The organism is Pseudomonas sp. Pdm06 (assembly GCF_014851795.1).
GTDB classification, from domain to species: Bacteria; Pseudomonadota; Gammaproteobacteria; order Pseudomonadales; family Pseudomonadaceae; genus Aquipseudomonas; species Aquipseudomonas fluorescens_AA.
The window spans coordinates 23897-44719 of the sequence record NZ_JACVAH010000002.1; the positions used below are offsets into that span (position 1 = coordinate 23897).

At 62.6% G+C, this 20823-nt stretch carries 18 protein-coding genes; all 18 read left to right on the forward strand.

Annotated elements, in window-relative coordinates:
* The first annotated feature begins 1 nt into the window (after position 1).
* The 18 genes from IB266_RS03340 (at position 2) to IB266_RS03425 (ending at position 20810) form a co-directional block, all read left to right on the forward strand.
* Positions 2–952: an alpha-E domain-containing protein gene (locus IB266_RS03340; protein ID WP_003201699.1), complete on the forward strand. Its 951-nt coding sequence runs from the start codon at positions 2–4 to the stop codon at positions 950–952.
* Entirely contained in the window at positions 949–1746 is a 798-nt protein-coding gene (locus tag IB266_RS03345) for a transglutaminase family protein (RefSeq protein WP_192260152.1), read from the forward strand. The genes IB266_RS03340 and IB266_RS03345 overlap by 4 nt, the downstream gene beginning before the upstream one ends.
* 740 nt (positions 1747–2486) lie before the next feature.
* Positions 2487–3089, forward strand: coding sequence for a transposase (locus tag IB266_RS31035; protein ID WP_192260154.1), 603 nt, complete (start codon positions 2487–2489; stop codon positions 3087–3089).
* A gap of 68 nt (positions 3090–3157) precedes the next feature.
* Entirely contained in the window at positions 3158–4720 is a 1563-nt protein-coding gene (locus IB266_RS03355) for a ShlB/FhaC/HecB family hemolysin secretion/activation protein (protein WP_412548286.1), read from the forward strand.
* Positions 4721–4737: 17 nt separating this feature from the next.
* On the forward strand, positions 4738–6537 hold the full coding sequence (locus IB266_RS03360) for a DUF2341 domain-containing protein (RefSeq protein ID WP_192260158.1): 1800 nt from the start codon (positions 4738–4740) through the stop codon (positions 6535–6537).
* Between the two features lie 10 nt (positions 6538–6547).
* A complete protein-coding gene (locus IB266_RS03365) occupies positions 6548–6973 on the forward strand; it encodes an ExbD/TolR family protein (RefSeq protein ID WP_003201710.1) in 426 nt (141 codons plus the stop codon).
* Positions 6974–6975: 2 nt separating this feature from the next.
* Complete coding sequence (locus IB266_RS03370) at positions 6976–7680, forward strand: energy transducer TonB (protein WP_192260159.1); 705 nt, start codon at positions 6976–6978, stop codon at positions 7678–7680.
* 39 nt (positions 7681–7719) lie between these two features.
* The gene (locus tag IB266_RS03375) at positions 7720–9411 is read left to right on the forward strand and encodes a putative porin (protein WP_192260161.1); all 1692 of its coding nucleotides are present in this window, start codon (positions 7720–7722) and stop codon (positions 9409–9411) included.
* A gap of 15 nt (positions 9412–9426) precedes the next feature.
* Positions 9427–10074, forward strand: coding sequence for a DNA repair protein (locus IB266_RS03380; protein ID WP_092164334.1), 648 nt, complete (start codon positions 9427–9429; stop codon positions 10072–10074).
* A gap of 22 nt (positions 10075–10096) precedes the next feature.
* On the forward strand, positions 10097–10576 hold the full coding sequence (locus IB266_RS03385) for a YbjN domain-containing protein (protein WP_192260163.1): 480 nt from the start codon (positions 10097–10099) through the stop codon (positions 10574–10576).
* Positions 10573–11517, forward strand: coding sequence for a peptidylprolyl isomerase (locus IB266_RS03390; RefSeq protein WP_192260164.1), 945 nt, complete (start codon positions 10573–10575; stop codon positions 11515–11517). The genes IB266_RS03385 and IB266_RS03390 overlap by 4 nt, the downstream gene beginning before the upstream one ends.
* A gap of 196 nt (positions 11518–11713) precedes the next feature.
* Positions 11714–12694, forward strand: coding sequence for a LysR family transcriptional regulator (locus tag IB266_RS03395; protein ID WP_192260165.1), 981 nt, complete (start codon positions 11714–11716; stop codon positions 12692–12694).
* A gap of 1046 nt (positions 12695–13740) precedes the next feature.
* The gene (locus IB266_RS03400) at positions 13741–14238 is read left to right on the forward strand and encodes a GNAT family N-acetyltransferase (RefSeq protein ID WP_192260166.1); all 498 of its coding nucleotides are present in this window, start codon (positions 13741–13743) and stop codon (positions 14236–14238) included.
* Positions 14239–14335: 97 nt separating this feature from the next.
* Positions 14336–14830, forward strand: coding sequence for a hypothetical protein (locus IB266_RS03405; RefSeq protein ID WP_192260167.1), 495 nt, complete (start codon positions 14336–14338; stop codon positions 14828–14830).
* A 92-nt stretch (positions 14831–14922) separates the two neighbouring features.
* A complete protein-coding gene (locus IB266_RS03410) occupies positions 14923–15594 on the forward strand; it encodes a DUF3313 domain-containing protein (protein WP_192260168.1) in 672 nt (223 codons plus the stop codon).
* Between the two features lie 118 nt (positions 15595–15712).
* On the forward strand, positions 15713–16213 hold the full coding sequence (gene tpx / locus IB266_RS03415) for a thiol peroxidase (RefSeq protein ID WP_018602018.1): 501 nt from the start codon (positions 15713–15715) through the stop codon (positions 16211–16213).
* Between the two features lie 191 nt (positions 16214–16404).
* Positions 16405–17718, forward strand: coding sequence for an MdtA/MuxA family multidrug efflux RND transporter periplasmic adaptor subunit (locus IB266_RS03420; protein ID WP_192260169.1), 1314 nt, complete (start codon positions 16405–16407; stop codon positions 17716–17718).
* The gene (locus IB266_RS03425) at positions 17715–20810 is read left to right on the forward strand and encodes an MdtB/MuxB family multidrug efflux RND transporter permease subunit (RefSeq protein WP_192260170.1); all 3096 of its coding nucleotides are present in this window, start codon (positions 17715–17717) and stop codon (positions 20808–20810) included. The genes IB266_RS03420 and IB266_RS03425 overlap by 4 nt, the downstream gene beginning before the upstream one ends.
* The last annotated feature ends 13 nt before the right edge of the window (positions 20811–20823 follow it).

The following is a 20823-nucleotide window of genomic DNA, read 5'->3' on the forward strand; positions in this document are numbered from 1 at the left end:
CATGCTTTCAAGAACTGCTTCGGACCTCTATTGGATGTCCCGCTACCTGGAGCGCGCCGAGAACCTGGCGCGCATGCTCGAAGTCAGTTATTCGCTGTCGCTGATGCCCCAGGCCGGACGCAGCGATGGCCATGCCGAGCTGGCGATGTCGCTGCTGGCGGCCGGTACGCTGGACGACTACAACGCCCGTTATGACGCGCTCAACACCGAGCGCATGCTGCATTTCTTCGCCTTGGACGAAACCAACCCCGGCAGTATCTATAGCTGCCTGCGAGCTGCGCGGACCAATGCCCATGCCGTGCGCGGGCGCATCACCGCCGACATGTGGGAAAACATCAACGCCACCTGGCTGGAGATGCGCAACATCGCCAGCAACGGCCTGGGGCGCTACGGTATCAGCCATTTCTGCGAATGGGTCAAGGAGCGTTCGCACCTGTTCCGTGGCGCGACATCGGGCACCATCATGCGCAACGATGCCTACTGTTTCATCCGCCTGGGGACCTTTATCGAACGGGCCGACAACACCCTGCGCCTGCTGGATGCTCGCTATGAAATGTTCGGCGAGGAGTCGGAAGAGGTCAGCGACAACTCGGCCCGTGGCTATTACCAGTGGAGTGCCTTGTTGCGCGCGCTGTCTTCGTTCGAGGCGTTCAACGAGATCTACCGCAACGCGCCCAATGCCGAGCAGGTGTCCGAGATGTTGCTGTTGCGGGCCGACGTCCCACGCTCGCTGCATGCGTGTATCGAGGAACTGGACCATATCCTCGCCAGCTTGCCGGGCAACAACGGCCGGCCGGCCCAACGCCTGGCCGCCGAGTTGAATGCGCGCCTGCGCTATTCCGGAATCGACGAAATCCTGGCGTCGGGCTTGCACCAATGGTTGACCGACCTGATTGGTCAGATCCGCCACTTGGGCCAGACCGTCCATGAGTCTTACCTGGAGGTCGTATGAAACTGTCCATACGCCACGACACGACTTACAGCTACGCCGACGAAGTCTGCACCAGCATCCAGTTCCTGCGCCTGACGCCCCGGGACACTCAGCGCCAGCGCATCCTGGAATGGCATCTGGAGCTGCCGCGCCTGGTGCGCAGCCAGATTGACCCCTATGGCAACATTCTTCACGTGATGACCATGGACGAGCCCCACGGTGCCTTGGTGCTGACGGCGTATGGCGAGGTGGAAATCCATCAGTCCATCGCGATGGAACCGGACCCTCAGTCACCGCTGCCGTTTCTGCGCACCAGCCGCCTCACCCAGGCGGATGAGACCCTCAGCGCCTTCGCCGTGGAACAATGTGCCGGCCGACGCGATCGGTCGGCCTTGACCGACCTGATGAACGGCCTGGCCGAGCGGATGCCCTACAGCCCCGGCACGACAGCGGTCAACAGCACCGCCGCCGAGGCGTTTGCCGGTGGAACGGGGGTTTGCCAGGACCATACCCACGCTTTCCTGGCCTGCGCGCGCAGCCTGGGTATTCCAGCGCGCTATGTTTCCGGCTATCTGTGCACCGAAGATGAAAGCCACCTGGCAAGCCACGCCTGGGCCGAAGCCTGGCTGGATGATGGCTGGTACAGCTTCGACGTGACCAACCGCCTGACCCTTCCCGATCGCCACCTGAAACTGGCGATCGGCCTGGATTACCTCGACGCCTGCCCGGTACGCGGCATGCGCCGGGGTGGCGGGGCGGAACAGATGCAGGCGCGGGTGCAGGTGAGCTCGATGGTGCAGGTGCAGCACCAGTAAAGGCACAGGCTTTCTCGCCAACACCCGAGCTCCCACACTGGAATGGGGGTGGATACAAACCCTGTCTCCACCCGAGCACCTCTGTGGGAGCGAGCTTGCTCGCGATGACGGCTGCCCAGCCGACATCATCGCCAACAGACCCACCGCCATCGCGAGCAAGCTCGGCTCCCACACTGAAATGGGGGTGGACACAAACCCTGTCTCCACCCGAGCACCTCTGTGGGAGCCGAGCTTGCTCGCGATGACGGCTGCCCAGCCGACATCATCGCCAACAGACCCACCGCCATCGCGAGCAAGCTCGGCTCCCACACTGGAATGGGGGTGGATACAAACCCTGTCTCCACCCGAGAACCTCTGTGGGAGCCGAGCTTGCTCGCGATGACGGCTGCCCAGCCGACATCATCGCCAACAGACCCACCGCCATCGCGAGCAAGCTCGGCTCCCACACTGGAATGGGGAGGGGACACAAACCCTGTCTCCACCCGAGAACCCTTGTGGGAGCGAGCTTGCTCGCGATGACGGCTGACCAGCTGACATCACCGCCAACAGACCCACCGCCATCGCGAGCAAGCTCGCTCCCACAAAAAGCTCACTCCCCCCTTACCCTCCAAAATGAAGCTTTCATGACAAAAGTTCGGTAGCACATCGCCATTCCCGTCATGCCTGTGTGACGTGTTCGAGGGGACCTTTCAGGTCGTTTGGAGCCGGGGCGCGAAGCCGGGAGTGAGGCGATGGGGACTATGGAACGTTATTCGAAAGTGGGCATGCAGGAGCTTGACCAACGGCTGTCGAAGATCGTCGAGGCGGCGCGCAAGCAGCCGGTCTCGGTGTATCGCTACGGCGCGCCGTGGGTCTGGATCGTTTCCCAGGATGACTGGCAGGGCGCGCTCAAGGAGGTGTCCAGCTACATTCCGCAAGGCCATTCACTGGTCTTGCTGCGTCCACAGATCGACGATCTGCTGGATGACCATCGTGATGTGCTGCAGGGCCTCAACGCCAATGCCCAGATGCTGATCGCACCGCAAACCGCCATGCACATCCTCCTGCTGCAACTGCTCTATTCGGTGCCCAGCGAGCAGCAACTCTACGAACAACTCAATTACAACCTGCTGTTCCGCTGGTTCGTCGGCCTGGACCTGAACCAAAAGGTCTGGAGCTTCAATGTCCTGAGCAAAGACCTCGCCACGCTGCTGGGCGATGCGCGGGCGGTGCGGCTCATCCAGAAAATCATCGGTGAAGTGTTCTGTGGCGCCTTGCTGCAAATGCCGGAGTTCTCCTTGAACTTCGCGCTTCTGCACACCTGGCTGGCCCGGCACGCCACGACATCGACCATAAGCAATTGAGCCGTACTTTGAATTCAGGGGGTGGTGTGGAGCATTTCTTCAAATCGCGGCCGGCGCTGTGGGGCTGGCTGCTACTGGCGGTCGGGGGGCCGTCGGCCTTTGCCGGCGAAGGCGGGCAGCAGGCCGATGCGGCGCCGACGCGCCTGGTGGATGTGAACGAGTATTTCGTGCGCGGTAACACCGTGCTCGATGCCCGGGCCATCGAGGAAGCGGTGTACCCGTTCCTGGGGCCGCAAAAGGCCTTGAGCGACATCGAAGGCGCCCGGGAAGCCCTGCAAAAAGCCTATCAGGCCCGCGGTTATCAATCGGTATTCGTCGAGCTGCCGGAGCAGAAAGTCGAAGACGGCATCGTTTACCTGCAAGTCAGCGAGACCAAGATCGGTCGGGTGCGCGTGGTAGGGGCCAAGCACTATTCGCCCGTTGAAATCCGTGAGGACGTGCCGTCGCTGAAGGAAGGCGAGGTACCCGATTTCGCCCGGGTCCAGGCAGAGCTGGCGCAGTTGAACAAGACCCCGGGACGCCAGGTCATGCCGCTGGTGCGCGAAGGCCAGCGCCCCGGGACCATGGACGTGGATTTGCAAGTCGAAGACCAGGACCCCTGGCAGGCCAGCCTGGAGCTGAACAACGACTACAGTGCCGACACCGAAAAGCTGCGCACGGTCGCCAGCCTGGGCTACAACAACCTCTGGCAACTGGGCCACAGCGTTTCGCTGACTTTCTTCACCGCGCCCCAGGACACCGAAAACGCCAAGGTCTGGTCGGGTTCCTACACCGCGCCGCTGAGCGAACGCTGGAGTGTGCAGTTCTCGGGGTACCAATCCGACAGCAACGTGGCGACCGTCGGCGGCAGTAACGTGTTGGGCAAAGGGCATTCCTACGGGGTGTCGGCGATCTACAGCCTGCCGTCCACGGGGGCATGGGCCAACAGCTTTTCGGTCGGGGTGGATTTCAAGGACTTCGAGGAAGAGCTGAACCTGGGCGGTGCCAGCGACAAGGCGCCACTCAAGTACGCGCCGTTCACCTTCGCCTATAACGGTTTTCGCTACAGCGAAAACAGCCAGTTGGGCCTCGGCCTGAGTCTGGTGGCGGGTACCCGGAGCCTGCTGGGCTATGGCAGCTCCGACGAAGAGTTCGACTACAAGCGCTATCGCGCCAGCCCCAGCTTCGCGGTGCTCAAGGGCGACGGCAATTACACCTTCACCTTCGGCAACGACTGGCAGACCGTCTCCAAGGCTGCCTTCCAACTGGCCTCCGGGCCGCTGGTTTCCAACGAGCAATTCTCCGCCGGTGGCGCCACCTCGGTGCGCGGCTACCTGGCTGCCGAGCGCACCGGCGATGACGGCTACCTGCTGTCCCAGGAGCTGCGTACCCCGTCCCTGGCCAAGTTCCTCGGCAGTTATGTTCAGGAGTGGCGTTTCTATGCCTTCGCCGAAGGCGCGCAGCTGTATTTGCGTGACGAACTGCCCGACCAGGAAGCCGACTACAGCCTCGCCAGCGTCGGCCTCGGCACCCGCGCGAGCCTGAGCAAATGGCTGTCCGGCAGCCTCGACTGGGGCTATCCGCTGCTCGAAGGGCCGAACACCTCGAAACAGGAATCGCGCCTGCACTTCAACCTGCAAGCGACGTTTTGAACCCAGGAGTCATGTCCATGCAACGCTTATTGTTATCCCTGTTGATCTGCCTGGGGCTGGTGCTTCCGGCGACCGCCAACGCCTGGTGGCAGGACGACTGGCACTATCGCAAACAGATTTCGGTGGACACCACGCCCCAGGGCGCCGCCATCGCCCAGGCCTTGGGCCGCACCGCGTTGCTGGTGCGCTTGCACACCGGCAACTTCACCTTCGACGGGGTCAAGGACGACGGCTCGGACTTGCGTTTCGTCAGTGCCGACGACAAGACCGTGCTCAATCACCAGATCGAAAGCTTCGACCCGCTGATGGGCATGGCGCTGATCTGGGTCGACGTGCCGAGCGTGGAGGGCGGTCAGCGCCAGGACGTGTGGATGTATTACGGCAACCAGAAGGCGCCGGCCACGAGCAGCGGCCAGTTGACCTTCGACCCGGACTACACCGCGCTGTACCACTTCGACGGCGCCACCGGCGTACCGCCTCGGGATACCACGGCCTACGGCAACAATGCCCAGGGCGCGACCGGCGTGAGCATTGATGGTGTGATCGGGCGGGCCTTGCAGTTCAACGGCCAGCCGTTGTTGTTGCCGGCCAGTCCGTCGTTGCAACACAGTGCCGGCGCGGCGTTCACCTTCAGCACCTGGCTGCGCCAGGACCAGGCCAGTGGCGAACAAGTGATCCTGGCCCGTCGCGAAGCTGCTACCAGCCTGTTGGTCGGGGTCAACCAGGGTGTGCCGTTCGTAGCGATCAATGACCAGCGCGCGGTCTCGACCCAGCCGCTGAACCCCGGTCAATGGCAGCACCTGGCGTTGACCGCCTCGGGCGACCGGGTCGTGCTGTACGTCAACGGGCGTGAGGCCGCGAGCCTGGCGGTGGCGATGCCGGCGTTCAATTCGCCGATCGCCCTGGGTGCTGATGTCTCCACCGGAGCCTTCGCGCCTTTCAGCGGCGCCATGGACGAAGCGCGTCTGTCCAAGGTCGCTCGCCCGGCGCCGTTGCTGTTGGCTGACGCCAATGCCCAGGGCGCCGAATCGAAACTGGTGGCCTACGGCGTCGATGAAGAGCAGTCCGGCTTCGGTTTCGGCAGCCTGGGGTTCCTGCTCAACGCCGTGCCGCTCGACGCTTGGGTGATCATCGGGGTGCTGGTGCTGATGATGTTCCAGTCGTGGATCATCATGATCCGCAAGAACCGCATGGTCAGCCGCCTCAGTGCCGCCAACGAAGCCTTCCGCGAGCAGTTCGCCAAGATCGGCACGCGCCTGGAAATGTTCGCCGACGACCAGGACCTCGCCCAGCGCCTGCAACATTCATCGCTGTGGCGCTTGTACTTGGTGGCCGTCAAGGAAATCCGCACCCGCCGTGAACAGGGTGCTGACACCTCGTCGGTGTCAGCGGCCACCATCGAAGCGATCCGTTGCTCGATGGATGGCGTGCGCACCCGCGAGAACCAAGCGCTGAGTTCGAAGCTCTCGACCCTGTCCAACGCCATCGCCGGCGGGCCGTACATCGGCCTGCTCGGCACTGTGCTGGGGATCATGGTGGTGTTCCTCGGCACGGCCATGGCCGGCGACGTGAACATCAACGCTATCGCCCCGGGCATGGCCGCGGCATTGCTCGCCACTGCCATGGGCCTGTTCGTCGCGATCCCGGCGTTGTTTGGCTACAACCGCCTGATCACCCGTAACAAGGAAGTCAGCGCCGACATGCGGGTCTTTGTCGACGAGTTCATCACACGCCTGGCGGAGATGCACGGCGAAGGCCAGTCCGGTGAAGCGGCCCCTCGTCGCGGTCATCACGTCCAATCGTCCGTACCGGCCTGAGGGAGTCGCCATGGCTAGCGTAAACGCTTCACACGATGACGACGATGATGCAGCGGTCGACAGTATCAACATCACGCCGCTGGTGGATGTGCTCATGGTGGTGCTGGTGATGTTCATCCTCACGGCCACGGCCCAGGTGTCAGGTATCCAGATCAACCTGCCCAAGGCCAGTGCCTCGGTGTCGTTATCCGAGGCCAAGACCAAGGCGATTTCGGTGAACGATGGCGGGCAGGTGTTCCTCGATGCCTACCCGGTGACCCTGGCCGAGCTGGAAGAGCGCCTGCGCATCGAAAAGGCGCAGAGCCCGGACTTCCCGGTGATCGTGCGCGGCGACGCGACGGTGCAGTACCAGAAAGTCATTGAAGTGCTGGATCTGTTGCGGCGCCTGGAGCTGTCCCAGGTCGGTCTCGTGACCGGCAAACCGAGCCAGGGCTGATCATGACCGCCAGACTTCCCATCGATCCGCCCCCGGTGAAGACTTCGCCGCTGCGCCTGCTCAAGTGGGCCGCCGGCCTGCTGCTGGGCGCCGTCGCGGCCTGGTTGCTGTGGCAGTGGGCCAACGACATGAGTGGCGTGCGCCGCGAAGCCCCGAAGGTGCCGACCATCATCCCGCTGCCGCCTCCGCCCCCACCACCGCCAGAGAAGCCCAAGGAGCCGGAACCCCAGGTCGAGGAGAAAGTGGTCGAGCCAGAGCCGACCCCGGAACCCGAAGAGGTCAAGCCCGAAGAAGAAGCGCCGCCGTCGCCGGTGGATGACCTGGCGAACCCGATGCAAATGGACGGCGATGCCCAGTCCGGCAACGACGCGTTCAACATCGGTGCCGGCAAGGGCGGCGGCATGGCCGGGGCAGGGGGCGGGCGCCTGGGCAATGGCACTTACAGCCAGTTCCTGGCGTTCACCTTCCAGCGTTTGCTGCGGGAAAACCCCGACTTGCGCAGCCTGGCGTTCTCGCTGCAGGCCGATGTCTGGCTCAGCGCGGTGGGGGAGATCACCCGCGTTGAGCTGGTCAAGTCCAGCGGCAACCCGCAGGTGGATGAGCAAGTGATCGCCGCCCTGCGTACCGCGCCCCATTTGAGTGAACGGCCACCGGCCTCCCTGACTTTGCCCGTGCGCCTGTCCTTGCAGGGACGGCGGCCGGGTTAACCGACTATTTGAAAGTTTGCCAACAGGAGTTGTGTGCAGATGATTTCCAATGTGAATCGATTGTCGTGGGCGATCGGCCTGGTGGTCCTGAGCCTGGCCGGCCACGCGGCCGCCGCCCCGGCGCCTTCGGAAAACGCCACGATCAATCTGATCCGCCTGCTGGTGCAGCAGGGCGTGTTGAAACAGGACCAGGCCGATGGCTTGATCGCCCAGGCCGAACGGGAAGCCGTGCAGGCCCGCCAAGCCGCCACGACAGTCGCCGCGACGCCGGCTGGTGCGCCGGGGGACGTACGGGTGCAATACGTGCCGAATATCGTGCGTGAGCAGATCCGCGACCAGGTCAAGGCCGAAGTCATGGCCACCGCCAAGCAGGAAAACTGGGCCCAGCCCAACACCTTCCCGGATTGGGTCTCACGCATCAGTTTCGATGGCGACATTCGCCTGCGGGACGAGTCGCGCTATTACTCAGGCACCAACAGCAACGAAATCGTCGATTTCGCCCGGCTCAATGACAAGGGGCCTTACGACGTCAACCCCAACAGCAGTTCCAGCCTGCCGCCGTTGCTCAATACCCGCGAAGACCGGGAAAACCTGTTCCGCCTGCGTGCCCGCCTGGGCATGAAGGCCGTGATTGCTCCGCAATGGACGGCGGGCATCCGCATCGGCACCGGCTCGGACAACAACCCGGTGTCCACCACCCAGACCCTCGGTGGTGGCTTTGGCAAAAAAGACATCTGGCTCGACCAGGGCTACCTGACCTGGAAACCCTCGGACGAATTGACCCTGACCGGCGGGCGTTTCGCCAACCCGTTTTTCTCCACTGACCTGTTGTATTCCGGCGACCTGAACTTCGATGGCGTGGCGGCGAATTTCAACCACAAGCTCAATCAGGACTGGGGTGTGTTCGGCACCGTCGGCGCGTTCCCGGTGGAGTACACCAACGACACCAGCACCAGCAATGGCAGCGACAAGGAAGAGAGCGACAACAAATGGTTGTACGGTGCGCAACTGGGGGCCAACTGGGCCATCAACGACAGCAACCGGATCAAGGGCGCGTTGGCCTATTACCGCTTCGACGACATCGAAGGCCAGCGTTCTTCGCCGTGCCAGCCCTGGGCCGGTGATCCAGGCTGTGACAGCGACGGTTCGCGGGTAGCGTTCATGCAGAAAGGCAACACCGTGTTCCTGCTGCGCGACATCACGCCCAACCCCCTCAACCCGTCGACCACGCCACAGCCGCAATACGTCGGCCTGGCCTCGGAGTTCAACCTGCTGGACCTGAACTTCGCGTGGGACACCGATCTGCCCGAAGACCTGAAACTGCGCAGCCAGGCCCACTACGTCCACAACCTGGGCTACGACGAAGGCGAGATGCGCAAGCGCTCCGCGGGGCAGTTCGCCAACAACCTGGACAGCGATGGCGAGGTGGAAAGCGGCGCCAACGCCTGGATGCTCCAGTTCACCCTTGGCAACTCCCTGGAACTCAAGCGTGAGGGCGACTGGAACCTGTTCGCCGGCTACAAGTACATCCAGCCGGACGCCTTGCCGGACGGCTTCAACGATTCGTCATTCCATCTGGGGGGCACCAACGCCAAGGGTTATTTCCTGGGCGGCAACTATGGCCTGGCGAGCAACGTCTTCGCCACCGGTCGCTGGTTGAGTTCCGAAGCGGTGTACGGCGCGCCGTACGACATCGATGTCTTGCAGCTTGAAATCAACACGCGCTTCTAAGCGCAGGGAGGCCTCATGAAAAGGCGTGCCATCTACCAATGTCCGGCCGCGTTACTGGTGCTGGGCCTGCTTCTGAGCGGCGGCGCCCACGGCGAAGGCCTGGAAGAACGCCTGCGGGCGCAACTGCGCAGCACCACCGCCCAGTTGCAAACCCTGCAAAGCGAACAGGCCCAGGCCAGTGCCGCCCGGCAGGCCGCGGAGAGCCAGGCCAAGGAGGCCCAGGCGCAGATCAAGCAATTGACCGCGCAATTGAGCAAGGCCCAGGCCCTGAATGAGCAACTGGCTGGGCATCAGCAAAACCTGCAAAGCCAGGCCCAGGCTCAGGTGGCGGCCAGCAACGAGCAAATGGGCAAGTTCAAGAAAGCCTACGACGAACTGCTGGTCCTGGCTCGCGGCAAAGAGGCCGAGCGCGCCCGCCTGGAGGCGCAATTGACCGAGCGTGACACACAAGTGCAGCAATGTTCGGTCAAGAATCAGCAGATGTACGAAGTCGCCAAGACGCTGCTGCATGCCTACGAAACCATTGATGTGACTGACATCGTGAAGATCCGCCAGCCGTTCGCGGCCAAGGCCCGGGTGCGTTTCGAAGAGCTGGCCCAAGGGTTTGGCGATGATCTCTACAAGAACCGTTTCGATGCGCCCCAGGCCTCGATCACTCACTGAACAGAACAAGGATGAATCGAACATGACCTCAATGATTGAAAACGTCGGTGCAAAATCCCTGACTGAGTTGTTGCAGGCGGCGGGTTATCGGGTCAACGAAACCGAGCAGAACGGCATTGTGCAACTGCTCAGTGCCAGCCAGGGCATCGGTTTTGCCGTGCGTTTCGGCAATCCGGCGGCGACTGCAGGCGAATACCTGGACTTCACCTTCAGCTGTGCGTTGCGGGTGCAGGGCCAATTGCCGGCCGGGTTGGCAGAACTGTGGAACGCCTCGCGACGTTTTGCCCGGTTGTCGCTGCAAGGCGAATTCCTGGTGATGGAAATGGACGTCGTGGTTGCGGCGGGCGTGAGTGCCGATCATCTGCGCAGTCACCTGGAACTGTGGGACCGCCTGTTGCAGGAATTCATTGTCTACCTGCGTGAGTACAGCCAGAACGCGGCGCGGGCGCAAACCCCGGCCGAGCCCGTCGAGGCGCCCTTGGAGGAGGCCGTCGCATCGTGAAAAAGCCGACCTTCGTCATCAGTGCCGCCGCGCTGGGCCTGATCGCCGTGGCGCTGGTGCTGGGCCTGCGGCCGGGCAGCGATCCGGTCGCCGCGGTGCAGACCGCCAGTGTTGTTTCGGCCGACTCGCCGAGTTTGGCCCGACTGGGCAACCAGCAGGTCAGCCGCGAAGAGCTCAAGACCTTGCTGGCCGCACTGGCCCCCGAGGTTCGTCAGCAAATGCGGGGTAATCGGGCTGCGTTGGAGGGCTGGATCCGTGCCCGCCTGGCGGAAAAAGCCGTGTTGGAGCAGGCCGATGCCCAGGGTTGGCGTCAGCGGCCCGAGGTGGAGCGGCAGACACGAGCGGCGGCTGAGCAGATTGTGTTTCGCGATTACTTGCAGTCGGTGAGCCAGGTGCCGGCCGGGTATCCCAGTGAAGACGAGTTGAAGCAGGCTTACGACGCCGGGAAAGCCAACTGGACCGCGCCGGCATTGTACCGTGTCAGCCAGATTTTCCTGGCAGCCACCGAACCGCAAACCGTGGAGGCGGTGCGCCGGCAAGCGCTGGAATTGAGCAAGAAAGCCCAGGCCTCACCCGCTGAGTTCGGCGCCCTGGCCAGTCGTTTTTCCCAGGACCGCACCAGTGCCGAGCGCGGCGGTGACAGTGGTTACCAGCCGTTGCAGCAACTGGTGCCGCCGGTGCGCGAGGCCGTGGCGCGCTTGAAGGTCGGCGCGGTATCGGACCCGGTGCAGAGCCCGGCAGGGTTCCATGTCATCAAGCTCACCGAGCAACAACCGGCCCGAGAGGCGACCCTGGATGAAGTCCGCGAGCGCCTGACCCAGGCCTTGCGTGCCCAGCGCCAGGAACAGATCGCCAAGGCGTACCTGGACGGCATGCTCGACACGGCGACGTTGAGCATCGATGGCGCGCAGTTGAGCAAGGTGTTGGAGGAGGGGCTTTAGGCAGGTCCACCCCAGGCCTGTGGCGAGGGAGCTTGCTCCCGCTGGGCTCTGTAGGAGCTGGCGAAGCCTGCGATCTTTTGATCTTTCGCTTGAGATTCAAGTGTATTGGGAAAGATCGCAGCCTCGTTGCACTCGACAGCTCCTACGCAGCTCCTACACAGCATTACGTATTCGTACAACCGACAGGGAGTCACCCATGACCTTCATCGAGCCCGCAGGACGCCAGGCTGTCACCGCATACCGCACACCGTTGCGTGCCCCCGACCCGTGGCTGGCCATGGCCGGCGGTATCGAGCCGCAGGTGGCGCAGTGCTTCCTGGTCAGTGCCCGTTGCGGCTGTTTCATGCAAGCGGCCCGCAGCCTCAACGTCAAGGCGACCTGGCTACGCAAGCAGTTGGCGCAATTGGAGGCGCGGCTGCAACGTTCGCTGTTCAGCTTCCAGGGCAGCGCCTTGACCCTCAGCCGCGAGGGCCGGCAGTTGCAGGCGCGCTTGATCAGCCTGGCCCACGAAAGCGCGCCGCCCTTGAACGATCAACCCTTGATTCGCCTGGCCGTGGCCGAGTCGATACTGCATGACATCCTGGGCCGTGACCTGATTTCATTGCTGCGACGCAACGCCAGCGTGCGACTGCAGATCATCACCCTGGACAGTGACCTGGCGCTGCAAGCCGTCAGCGCCGACCTGGTGCTGTGGTTGAGCGATGCCCACACGTTGGGGCCGGGGCCGAGTTTCGCCACATTGCCCGCGGATCGACTGGCGCGGCTGGACTATGTGCCGCACATCGCCAAGCGCTACTCACGCCCGGCCACGCGCCCGGACTGCCTGGACGACCTGAACGATTACATGCTGGTGCAATGGCAGGCGGATCGGCACGTGGACGGCTTCGCACCGTGGAACGCCTTGATAGAACAACGCCGGGCCGGTGTGGTGCAGGTGCAATCCTACGAACTGATGCTGGAAATGATTCGCTGCAGTGCCTGCATCGGCCTGTTGCCGCAGTACATGAGCCGCTTCGACCGAGGTCTGGTGGCGTTGCCGCAAGTGTTCGGCCTGTCGATGCAACGGCACTTGTGGATGGCCGTCAATGCCCAGGCCGAAGGCTCGCCTGAGGTGCAGATGCTGCGTGAACTGATCTACCACACGCTGGATGAGCGGCGGGATTGGTTCCAGGCCTGACCGAAGCCGGAAGTAGCCTGTCTGTGGGAGCGAGCTCGCTCGCGATAGCGGTCGTTCATTAGACATCGATGCCGGTTGGAAGGGCCTCATCGCGAGCAAGCTCGCTCCCACATGGGTTCTTGGGTGTCCACAGATTCAGCATCCACCAACAATTCCCTGTGGGAGCTGAGCTTGCTCGCGATAGCGGTGGTTCAGCTTGCATTGATATTGAATGTGCCGCCGTCATCGCGAGCAAGCTCGGCTCCCACATGGGTTCTTGGGCGCCCACAGATTCAGCATCCAGCAACAATTCCCTGTGGGAGCTGAGCTTGCTCGCGATAGCGGTGGTTCAGCTTGCATTGATATTGAATGTGCCGCCGTCATCGCGAGCAAGCTCGCTCCCACATGGGTTCTTGGGTGTCCACAGATTCAGCATCCAGCAACAATTCCCTGTGGGAGCTGAGCTTGCTCGCGATAGCGGTGGTTCAGCTTGCATTGATATTGAATGTGCCGCCGTCATTGCGAGCAAGCTCGCTCCCACATGGGTTCTTGGGTGTCCACAGATTCAGCATCCACCAACAATTCCCTGTGGGAGCTGAGCTTGCTCGCGATAGCGGTGGTTCAGCTTGCATTGATATTGAATGTGCCGCCGTCATCGCGAGCAAGCTCGGCTCCCACATGGGTTCTTGGGTGTCCACAGATTCAGCATCCACCAACAATCCCCTGTGGGAGCTGAGCTTGCTCGCGATAGCGATGGTTCAGCTTGCATTGATATTGAATGTGCCGCCGTCATCGCGAGCAAGCTCGCTCCCACATGGGTTCTTGGGTGTCCACAGATTCAGCATCCAGCAACAATTCCCTGTGGGAGCTGAGCTTGCTCGCGATAGCGGTGGTTCAGCTTGCATTGATATTGAATGTGCCGCCGTCATCGCGAGCAAGCTCGGCTCCCACATGGGTTCTTGGGCGCCCACAGACTCAGCATCCACCAACAACTCCCACTGGTTCCCGATGTAACCTGACGCGGCTTATAGTGGTCGGCCTTGTCGCGCCTCCAGGAAGGAGCCCCCATGTCCGAGCCTTCGATTACCCTCGCACGCTTCACTGAAGCCCACATCGCCGGTGTCACCGCGCTCTACAACGACCCGGCGGTGACTCGCCAGGTACTGCAAATGCCTTTCCAGTCCACCGAAGTCTGGCGCAAGCGCTTGGCGACGGATGACGAGCGTTTGTTGAAACTGGTGGCCCTGCACGCGGGTGAAGTCATCGGCAACCTGGGGCTGGAGCAGTTTTCGCGAGTGCCTCGGGCCCATTGCGGCAGCCTCGGCATGGGGGTGGCTGTCGCCTGGCAGGGCAAAGGCGTGGGGTCGATGCTGCTGGCCGCCGCGCTGGACGTCGCCGACAACTGGATGAACCTACGCCGGGTCGAGCTGACGGTGTACGCCGACAATGAAGCAGCCATCGGGTTGTACCGCAAGTTCGGCTTCGAAAGCGAAGGCCTGATGCGCGACTATGCCGTGCGTGACGGACGTTGGGTGGACACCCTCGCCATGGCGCGACTGCGCTGAAGGATTAGTCACGCAGGTAAAGTGGCTTTTACGTACGCCGGCTTCTTGGACCTGTCATCATCCAGCTTCGCAGTACTCCCTAATCGAGGAACGGCCCATGGACGATGTACAGCAACTGGGCGAGATGCTTCGTCACTACGCCGACAGCGAAGCGCACAAGAAACAACTGCACCAGGCCCAGTCGGCGGTTTGGACGCAACAGATCGAGGCGCTGTACGGGCAAATCGAGCAATGGCTGGCACCGGTCATGGCGCTCGGCCTGCTGGAACTGAACCGTGAGACGTATGTGGCTCACGGGTCGAACGTTCCTGTAGAAACATCCGCTTTCAAGACCGAAAAACTGACCTTGGCCATTACCGGTAAACCGGTGGAGTTCGTGCCGGATGTGATGGGTGTGGGCGGCTTGGTTTCTTTGTCGATCATCGGCCTGGCCGCGACCCGTCACGGCAGCATTTCCCTGGTGTGCCAGCCGCCATCGACGCAATGGCAATGGCGCCGGACCAATGGGTTGAAGGACCCCGACACGTTTGCCTTCGATGCAAACTTCCTCGCCCAACAATTGCAGAGCCTGATACCTCGCGAGCGCGGCTGAATCACTTGTTCTTTTCAGGGCAGGCAAAAGCCTGTCCATTGGCTATACCTGTAGTTCCGGCCCCGCCTCGTGTGGCTTACAGGAGTGACAGCATGAAGTTTTCGTCGATGATCGGCTTTGTTTGCATGGCCTCGCTCGCCTTGGCGGGTTGTTCGAGCAAAGTCACCCAGCCGGATGAATATTCCGGGTTCCTGGGGGATTACAGCCGCCTCAAGGAAGAGAAGTCGCCGTCGGGGGCCGAGGTCATGCGTTGGGTCGATCCGAAGATCGATCTGAACAAGTACACCAGCCTCTATATCGAGCCGACGCAGCTTTACCCCAAACCGCAGCCGACCGTGAAGATCCCCCAGGCCACGCTGTCGGGCATCACCGCGTATTACGATCAGGCCCTCATGCGGGAGGCGGGGAAGTCCTTGCCCCTGGCGACCGTCCCTGGGCCGGGTGTATTGGTGATACGGGCGGCGATCACGGCTGTCAGTAGCAAGACCGAAGGCTTGAAACCGTATGAGGTGGTCCCGATTGCGCTGGTGGCGGCCGCTGTCAGCACCGCCAGCGGTATTCGCGACCAGGAAACCACCTTGGGCACCGAAGCGGTTTTTCTCGACGGAGGCAATAACGCGGTGGTCGCCCAGGTGGTGCGCAAGGGCACGGGCAAGCCACTGTCCAACGAATCCCAGGTCATGAAGCCCGATGACGTCAAAGGGGTCATCGATGGCTGGGCGGCGGATTTGCATCAGTCATTTCTGCAGCTCAAGGCCAAATAGCCATCGCCGTTGCCGGGGTGTCGACGCCATGTCTTTTTATGTCCGCCCATAGGTCGCGCGAGCATTTCGTGGTTAACTCCGGCCTCACCATTTTCAAACTGTCAGAAGGAATCCGTTCATGGCTCAAGTCACCCTCAAAGGCAACCCGGTCCAAGTCAACGGTCAGTTGCCACAAGCTGGTTCCAAGGCACCAGCCTTTTCCCTGGTCGCCGGCAATCTGTCGGACGTTTCCCTGAAGGACTTCGCCGGCAAGCGCAAAGTGCTGAACATTTTCCCAAGCGTCGACACGCCGACCTGCGCCACCTCCGTGCGCAAATTCAACGCTCAGGCCAACGAACTGAACAACACCGTGGTGCTGTGCATCTCCGCCGACCTGCCATTTGCCCAGGCGCGCTTCTGCGGTGCCGAAGGCCTGGAAAACGTCCAGAACCTGTCCACGCTGCGCGGTGCTGAGTTCATCCAGGACTACGGCGTGGCGATTGCCGACGGTCCACTCAAAGGCCTGACTGCCCGTGCCGTGGTGGTGCTGGACGAAAATGACACCGTGCTGCACAGCGAGCTGGTCAAGGAAATCGCTGAAGAGCCGAACTACGATGCGGCCCTGGCTGTTCTGAAATAAGTGGAATGAAATAAGGTATTTATTACAATTGTTAACGGTCTGGCCCTGTCCAGGCCGTTTTCTTTTGTGCTTCAAGGCTTTAGCTGACTATTCGAAAGGTAAGCCCAACGTAAATTGCCGGTAAAGGCGCTTTGCTAAATACCCGCCAGTGCTTATCGTTCAGCCTCCCGTAAAAGAAGTCCACGCGCCCAATGGTTGATCACTCCATGCAATCGTCTGTTTCCCGCAATTCCCGTCGCTGGCTGTTCGGCCTGTTCGTCCTGTTGGTCGTCGCGGCGCTGGCCTGGAAGTTCTGGCCCGGTGGTTCGGCCCAGAAGCCGGGGGAGGGGGACAAGGCCGCGACGGGGCACGTGGGACGTTCGGGTGGCATGCGACCGGGGTTCGGTGGGGCGACGGGGCCGATCCCGGTGCGTGTGGCGCCGGCGGTGATCGGGGATTTCCCGCTGTACTTCAAGGCGCTGGGTACGGTCACGGCCCTCAACACCATCAATGTGCGCAGCCGCGTGGGTGGCGAACTGGTCAAGATCGCCTTCGAAGAGGGCCAAATGGTCAAGGCTGGGGACTTGCTGGCCGAGATCGATCCACGCCCGTACCAGAACGCCTTGCTCCAGGCCGAAGGCACGCTCTTGCAGAACCAGGCCCAACTGAAAAATGCCCAGGTCGACCTTGAACGGTATCGCGGCCTCTACGCTGAAGACAGTATTGCCAAGCAGACCCTCGACACCGCCGCGGCCTTGGTGGGCCAGTACCAGGGCACGGTCAAGACCAACCAGGCGGCGGTCAACGACGCCAAGCTCAACCTGGAATTCACCAGGATCCGCGCGCCGATTACCGGCCGCGTGGGCTTGCGCCAACTGGACATCGGCAACCTGGTGTCGGCCAACGACACCACAGCCCTGGCGGTCATTACCCAGACTCAACCCATCAGCGTCGTGTTCACCTTGCCGGAGAACAACCTCGACACCGTGCTCGCCCGTTATCGCAGCGGGGCGAAGCTGCCCGTCGAAGCCTGGGACCGGGGCGACGTGAAGCGCCAGGCCAGTGGCCTGCTGCAAAGCCTGGACAACCAGATCGATGTCACCACCGGCACCTTGAAGTTCAAGGCCCGCTACGAGAACCGCGACCAGTCGCTGTTCCCCAACCAGTTCGTCAACGTCCACCTGCTGGCCGACACCCTCAAAGGCGTGGTCCTGGCGCCGACGGCGGCCATCCAGTTCGGCACCAACGGCACCTTCGTCTACGCCCTGGAGGGCGACAAGAAGGTCACCATCAAGAAACTGAAGATCGGGGCCAGCGACGGTACGAACACCGTGGTCACCGAAGGCCTGGCCGCTGGCGACCGGGTGGTGCTCGAAGGCACCGATCGCCTGAAGGAAGGCAGCGAAGTGGAGGTGGTCAACGACAGCCAGGAGATGCCCACCACGCCGACCGAGCACTTGCAAGGCAAGTCTGCGGCGGTGCCTGAGCCGGCTGAGGCCGACAAGGCGAACAAGGGCGGCGCATGAATCTCTCGCGGCTGTTCATCCTTCGCCCGGTCGCCACCACCCTGAGCATGCTGGCGATCATCCTCGCCGGCCTGATCGCCTACCGGTTGCTGCCGGTGTCGGCACTGCCCCAGGTCGACTACCCGACCATCCGTGTGATGACCCTGTACCCGGGCGCCAGCCCCGATGTGATGACCAGTGCGGTCACCGCGCCCCTGGAGCGGCAGTTCGGGCAGATGCCGGGCCTGACGCAAATGGCCTCCACTAGTTCCGGCGGCGCGTCGGTGATTACCCTGCGCTTCAACCTCGACATCAACATGGATGTCGCCGAGCAGCAGGTGCAGGCCGCGATCAATGCGGCCACCAACTTGCTGCCCAAGGACCTGCCGGCGCCGCCGGTGTACAACAAGGTCAATCCGGCCGACACCCCGGTGCTGACCCTGGCGATCACTTCCAAGACCATGCTGCTGCCCAAGCTCAATGACTTGGTGGACACCCGCATGGCGCAGAAAATCGCCCAGATCAGCGGCGTCGGCATGGTCACCATCGCCGGTGGCCAGCGCCAGGCCGTGCGAATCAAGGTCAACCCCGAGGCCCTGGCGGCCAACGGCCTGAACCTGGCGGATGTGCGCACGCTGATTGGTGCTTCCAACGTCAACCAGCCCAAGGGCAACTTCGACGGCCCGACCCGGGTCTCGATGCTCGATGCCAACGACCAGTTGACCTCGCCCAAGGACTACGCCGAGCTGATCCTGGCCTACGCCAATGGCTCGCCGCTGCGGCTCAAGGACGTGGCAGAGATCGTCGACGGGGCCGAAAACGAACGCCTTGCCGCCTGGGCCAATGAAAACCAGGCCGTGTTGCTGAACATCCAGCGCCAGCCGGGGGCCAATGTCATCGAGGTGGTGGACCGGATCAAGGCCTTGCTGCCGAGCATCACCGATAACCTGCCGGCCGGCCTGGACGTCACCGTGCTGACCGACCGCACCCAGACCATCCGCGCCTCGGTCACCGACGTGCAGCATGAGTTGCTGATCGCCATCGCCCTGGTGGTCATGGTGACGTTCCTGTTCCTGCGTCGCGTCAGTGCCACGATCATCCCGTCGGTGGCCGTGCCGTTGTCGTTGATCGGCACCTTTGGCGTGATGTACCTGGCCGGTTTTTCCATCAATAACCTGACCCTGATGGCCCTGACCATCGCCACCGGTTTCGTGGTGGACGACGCCATCGTCATGCTGGAGAACATCGCCCGCTTCATCGAGGAGGGCGACAGCCCGTTGCAGGCTGCGCTCAAGGGCGCTAAGCAGATCGGTTTCACGCTGATTTCCCTGACCCTGTCGCTGATCGCCGTGCTGATCCCGCTGTTGTTCATGGCCGACGTGGTCGGGCGCTTGTTCCGCGAGTTCGCCATCACCCTGGCGGTGGCGATCCTGATCTCCCTGGTGGTGTCCCTGACCCTGACGCCGATGATGTGCGCCCGCTTGCTCAAGCGCGAGCCCAAGGAAGCAGAGCAGGGCCGTTTCTACCGCGCCAGCGGCGCCTGGATCGACTGGTTGATCGCTGCCTACGGGCGCAAGTTGCAGTGGGTGCTCAAGCATCAGCCACTGACCCTGCTGGTGGCGGTGGGCAGCCTGGTGCTGACGGTGGTGCTGTACCTGGCCGTGCCCAAGGGCTTTTTCCCGGTGCAGGACACCGGGGTGATCCAGGGCATTTCCGAGGCGCCGCAATCGATCTCCTTTGCCGCCATGAGCGAGCGCCAGCAGCAGTTGGCCAAGGTGATCCTCGCCGACCCGGCGGTGCAGAGCCTGTCGTCCTACATCGGCGTGGACGGCGACAACGCCACGCTCAACAGCGGTCGCCTGCTGATCAACCTCAAGCCCCACAGCGAACGGGATGACAGCGCCACCGAGATCATTGCCCGCTTGCAGCCACAACTGGATCGACTGGTGGGCATTCGCCTGTTCATGCAGCCGGTGCAGGACCTGACCATCGAAGACCGGGTCAGCCGTACCCAATACCAGTTCAGCCTGTCATCGCCGGACGCCGAATTGCTCAGCCTCTGGAGCGGGCGCCTGGTCGAGGCCCTGGGCCGCCAGCCGGAACTGACCGACGTGGCCAGCGACCTGCAGGACAAGGGCTTGCAGGTCTACTTGGTGATCGACCGCGACGCGGCTTCACGCCTGGGCGTCTCGGTGTCGAACATCACCGATGCGCTGTATGACGCCTTCGGCCAGCGGCAGATCTCCACCATCTACACCCAGGCCAGCCAGTACCGCGTGGTGTTGCAGGCCCAGGCCGGGGAGCGGATCGGACCGCAGGCGCTGGACCAGATCCATGTCAAGACCACCGATGGAGGGCAGGTGCGCTTGTCGAGCCTGGCCCGGGTCGAAGAGCGCCAGGCGCAACTGGCGATAGCCCACATCGGCCAGTTTCCGGCGGTGATGATGTCGTTCAACCTCGCGCCGGGCGTGGCCCTCGGGCATGCGGTGGACATGATCGAGAAGGTCCAGCAGGACATCGGCATGCCGGTAGGCGTGCAGACCGAATTCCAAGGCGCGGCCCAGGCGTTCCAGGCGTCGTTGTCGAGTACCTTGCTGCTGATCCTGGCGGCGGTGGTGACCATGTACATCGTCCTGGGTGTGCTGTACGAAAGCTACATCCACCCGATCACCATCCTTTCCACCTTGCCCTCGGCGGCCATCGGCGCCTTGCTGGCGTTGATCCTCAGCGGCAATGACCTGGGCATGATCGCGATCATCGGCATCATCCTGCTGATCGGCATCGTCAAGAAGAACGCGATCATGATGATCGACTTCGCCCTCGATGCAGAGCGCAACCAGGGCATGGACCCGCAGACGGCGATCTACCAGGCGGCGTTGCTGCGCTTCCGCCCGATCCTGATGACCACCCTGGCGGCGTTGTTCGGTGCCATACCGCTGATGTTCGCCACCGGCTCCGGCGCCGAACTGCGCCAGCCCCTGGGCTTGGTGATGGTGGGTGGGTTGTTGGTGAGCCAGGTCTTGACGTTGTTCACCACGCCGGTGATCTACCTGTATTTCGATCGCCTGGGCCGCCGCTTTGCCAAGCCGGAAGGGAAAGAGGTGCGGGTATGACGACGAAGCCCGC

Coding starts and splice junctions, on each gene's coding strand:
- IB266_RS03425 (WP_192260170.1), top strand. CDS start 17,715: ATGAATCTCTCGCGGCTGTTCATCCTTCGCCCGGTCGCCACCACCCTG.
- tpx (WP_018602018.1), top strand. CDS start 15,713: ATGGCTCAAGTCACCCTCAAAGGCAACCCGGTCCAAGTCAACGGTCAG.
- IB266_RS03380 (WP_092164334.1), top strand. CDS start 9,427: ATGAAAAGGCGTGCCATCTACCAATGTCCGGCCGCGTTACTGGTGCTG.
- IB266_RS03365 (WP_003201710.1), top strand. CDS start 6,548: ATGGCTAGCGTAAACGCTTCACACGATGACGACGATGATGCAGCGGTC.
- IB266_RS03375 (WP_192260161.1), top strand. CDS start 7,720: ATGATTTCCAATGTGAATCGATTGTCGTGGGCGATCGGCCTGGTGGTC.
- IB266_RS03340 (WP_003201699.1), top strand. CDS start 2: ATGCTTTCAAGAACTGCTTCGGACCTCTATTGGATGTCCCGCTACCTG.
- IB266_RS03405 (WP_192260167.1), top strand. CDS start 14,336: ATGGACGATGTACAGCAACTGGGCGAGATGCTTCGTCACTACGCCGAC.
- IB266_RS03410 (WP_192260168.1), top strand. CDS start 14,923: ATGAAGTTTTCGTCGATGATCGGCTTTGTTTGCATGGCCTCGCTCGCC.
- IB266_RS03370 (WP_192260159.1), top strand. CDS start 6,976: ATGACCGCCAGACTTCCCATCGATCCGCCCCCGGTGAAGACTTCGCCG.
- IB266_RS31035 (WP_192260154.1), top strand. CDS start 2,487: ATGGAACGTTATTCGAAAGTGGGCATGCAGGAGCTTGACCAACGGCTG.
- IB266_RS03400 (WP_192260166.1), top strand. CDS start 13,741: ATGTCCGAGCCTTCGATTACCCTCGCACGCTTCACTGAAGCCCACATC.
- IB266_RS03345 (WP_192260152.1), top strand. CDS start 949: ATGAAACTGTCCATACGCCACGACACGACTTACAGCTACGCCGACGAA.
- IB266_RS03420 (WP_192260169.1), top strand. CDS start 16,405: ATGGTTGATCACTCCATGCAATCGTCTGTTTCCCGCAATTCCCGTCGC.
- IB266_RS03360 (WP_192260158.1), top strand. CDS start 4,738: ATGCAACGCTTATTGTTATCCCTGTTGATCTGCCTGGGGCTGGTGCTT.
- IB266_RS03395 (WP_192260165.1), top strand. CDS start 11,714: ATGACCTTCATCGAGCCCGCAGGACGCCAGGCTGTCACCGCATACCGC.
- IB266_RS03385 (WP_192260163.1), top strand. CDS start 10,097: ATGACCTCAATGATTGAAAACGTCGGTGCAAAATCCCTGACTGAGTTG.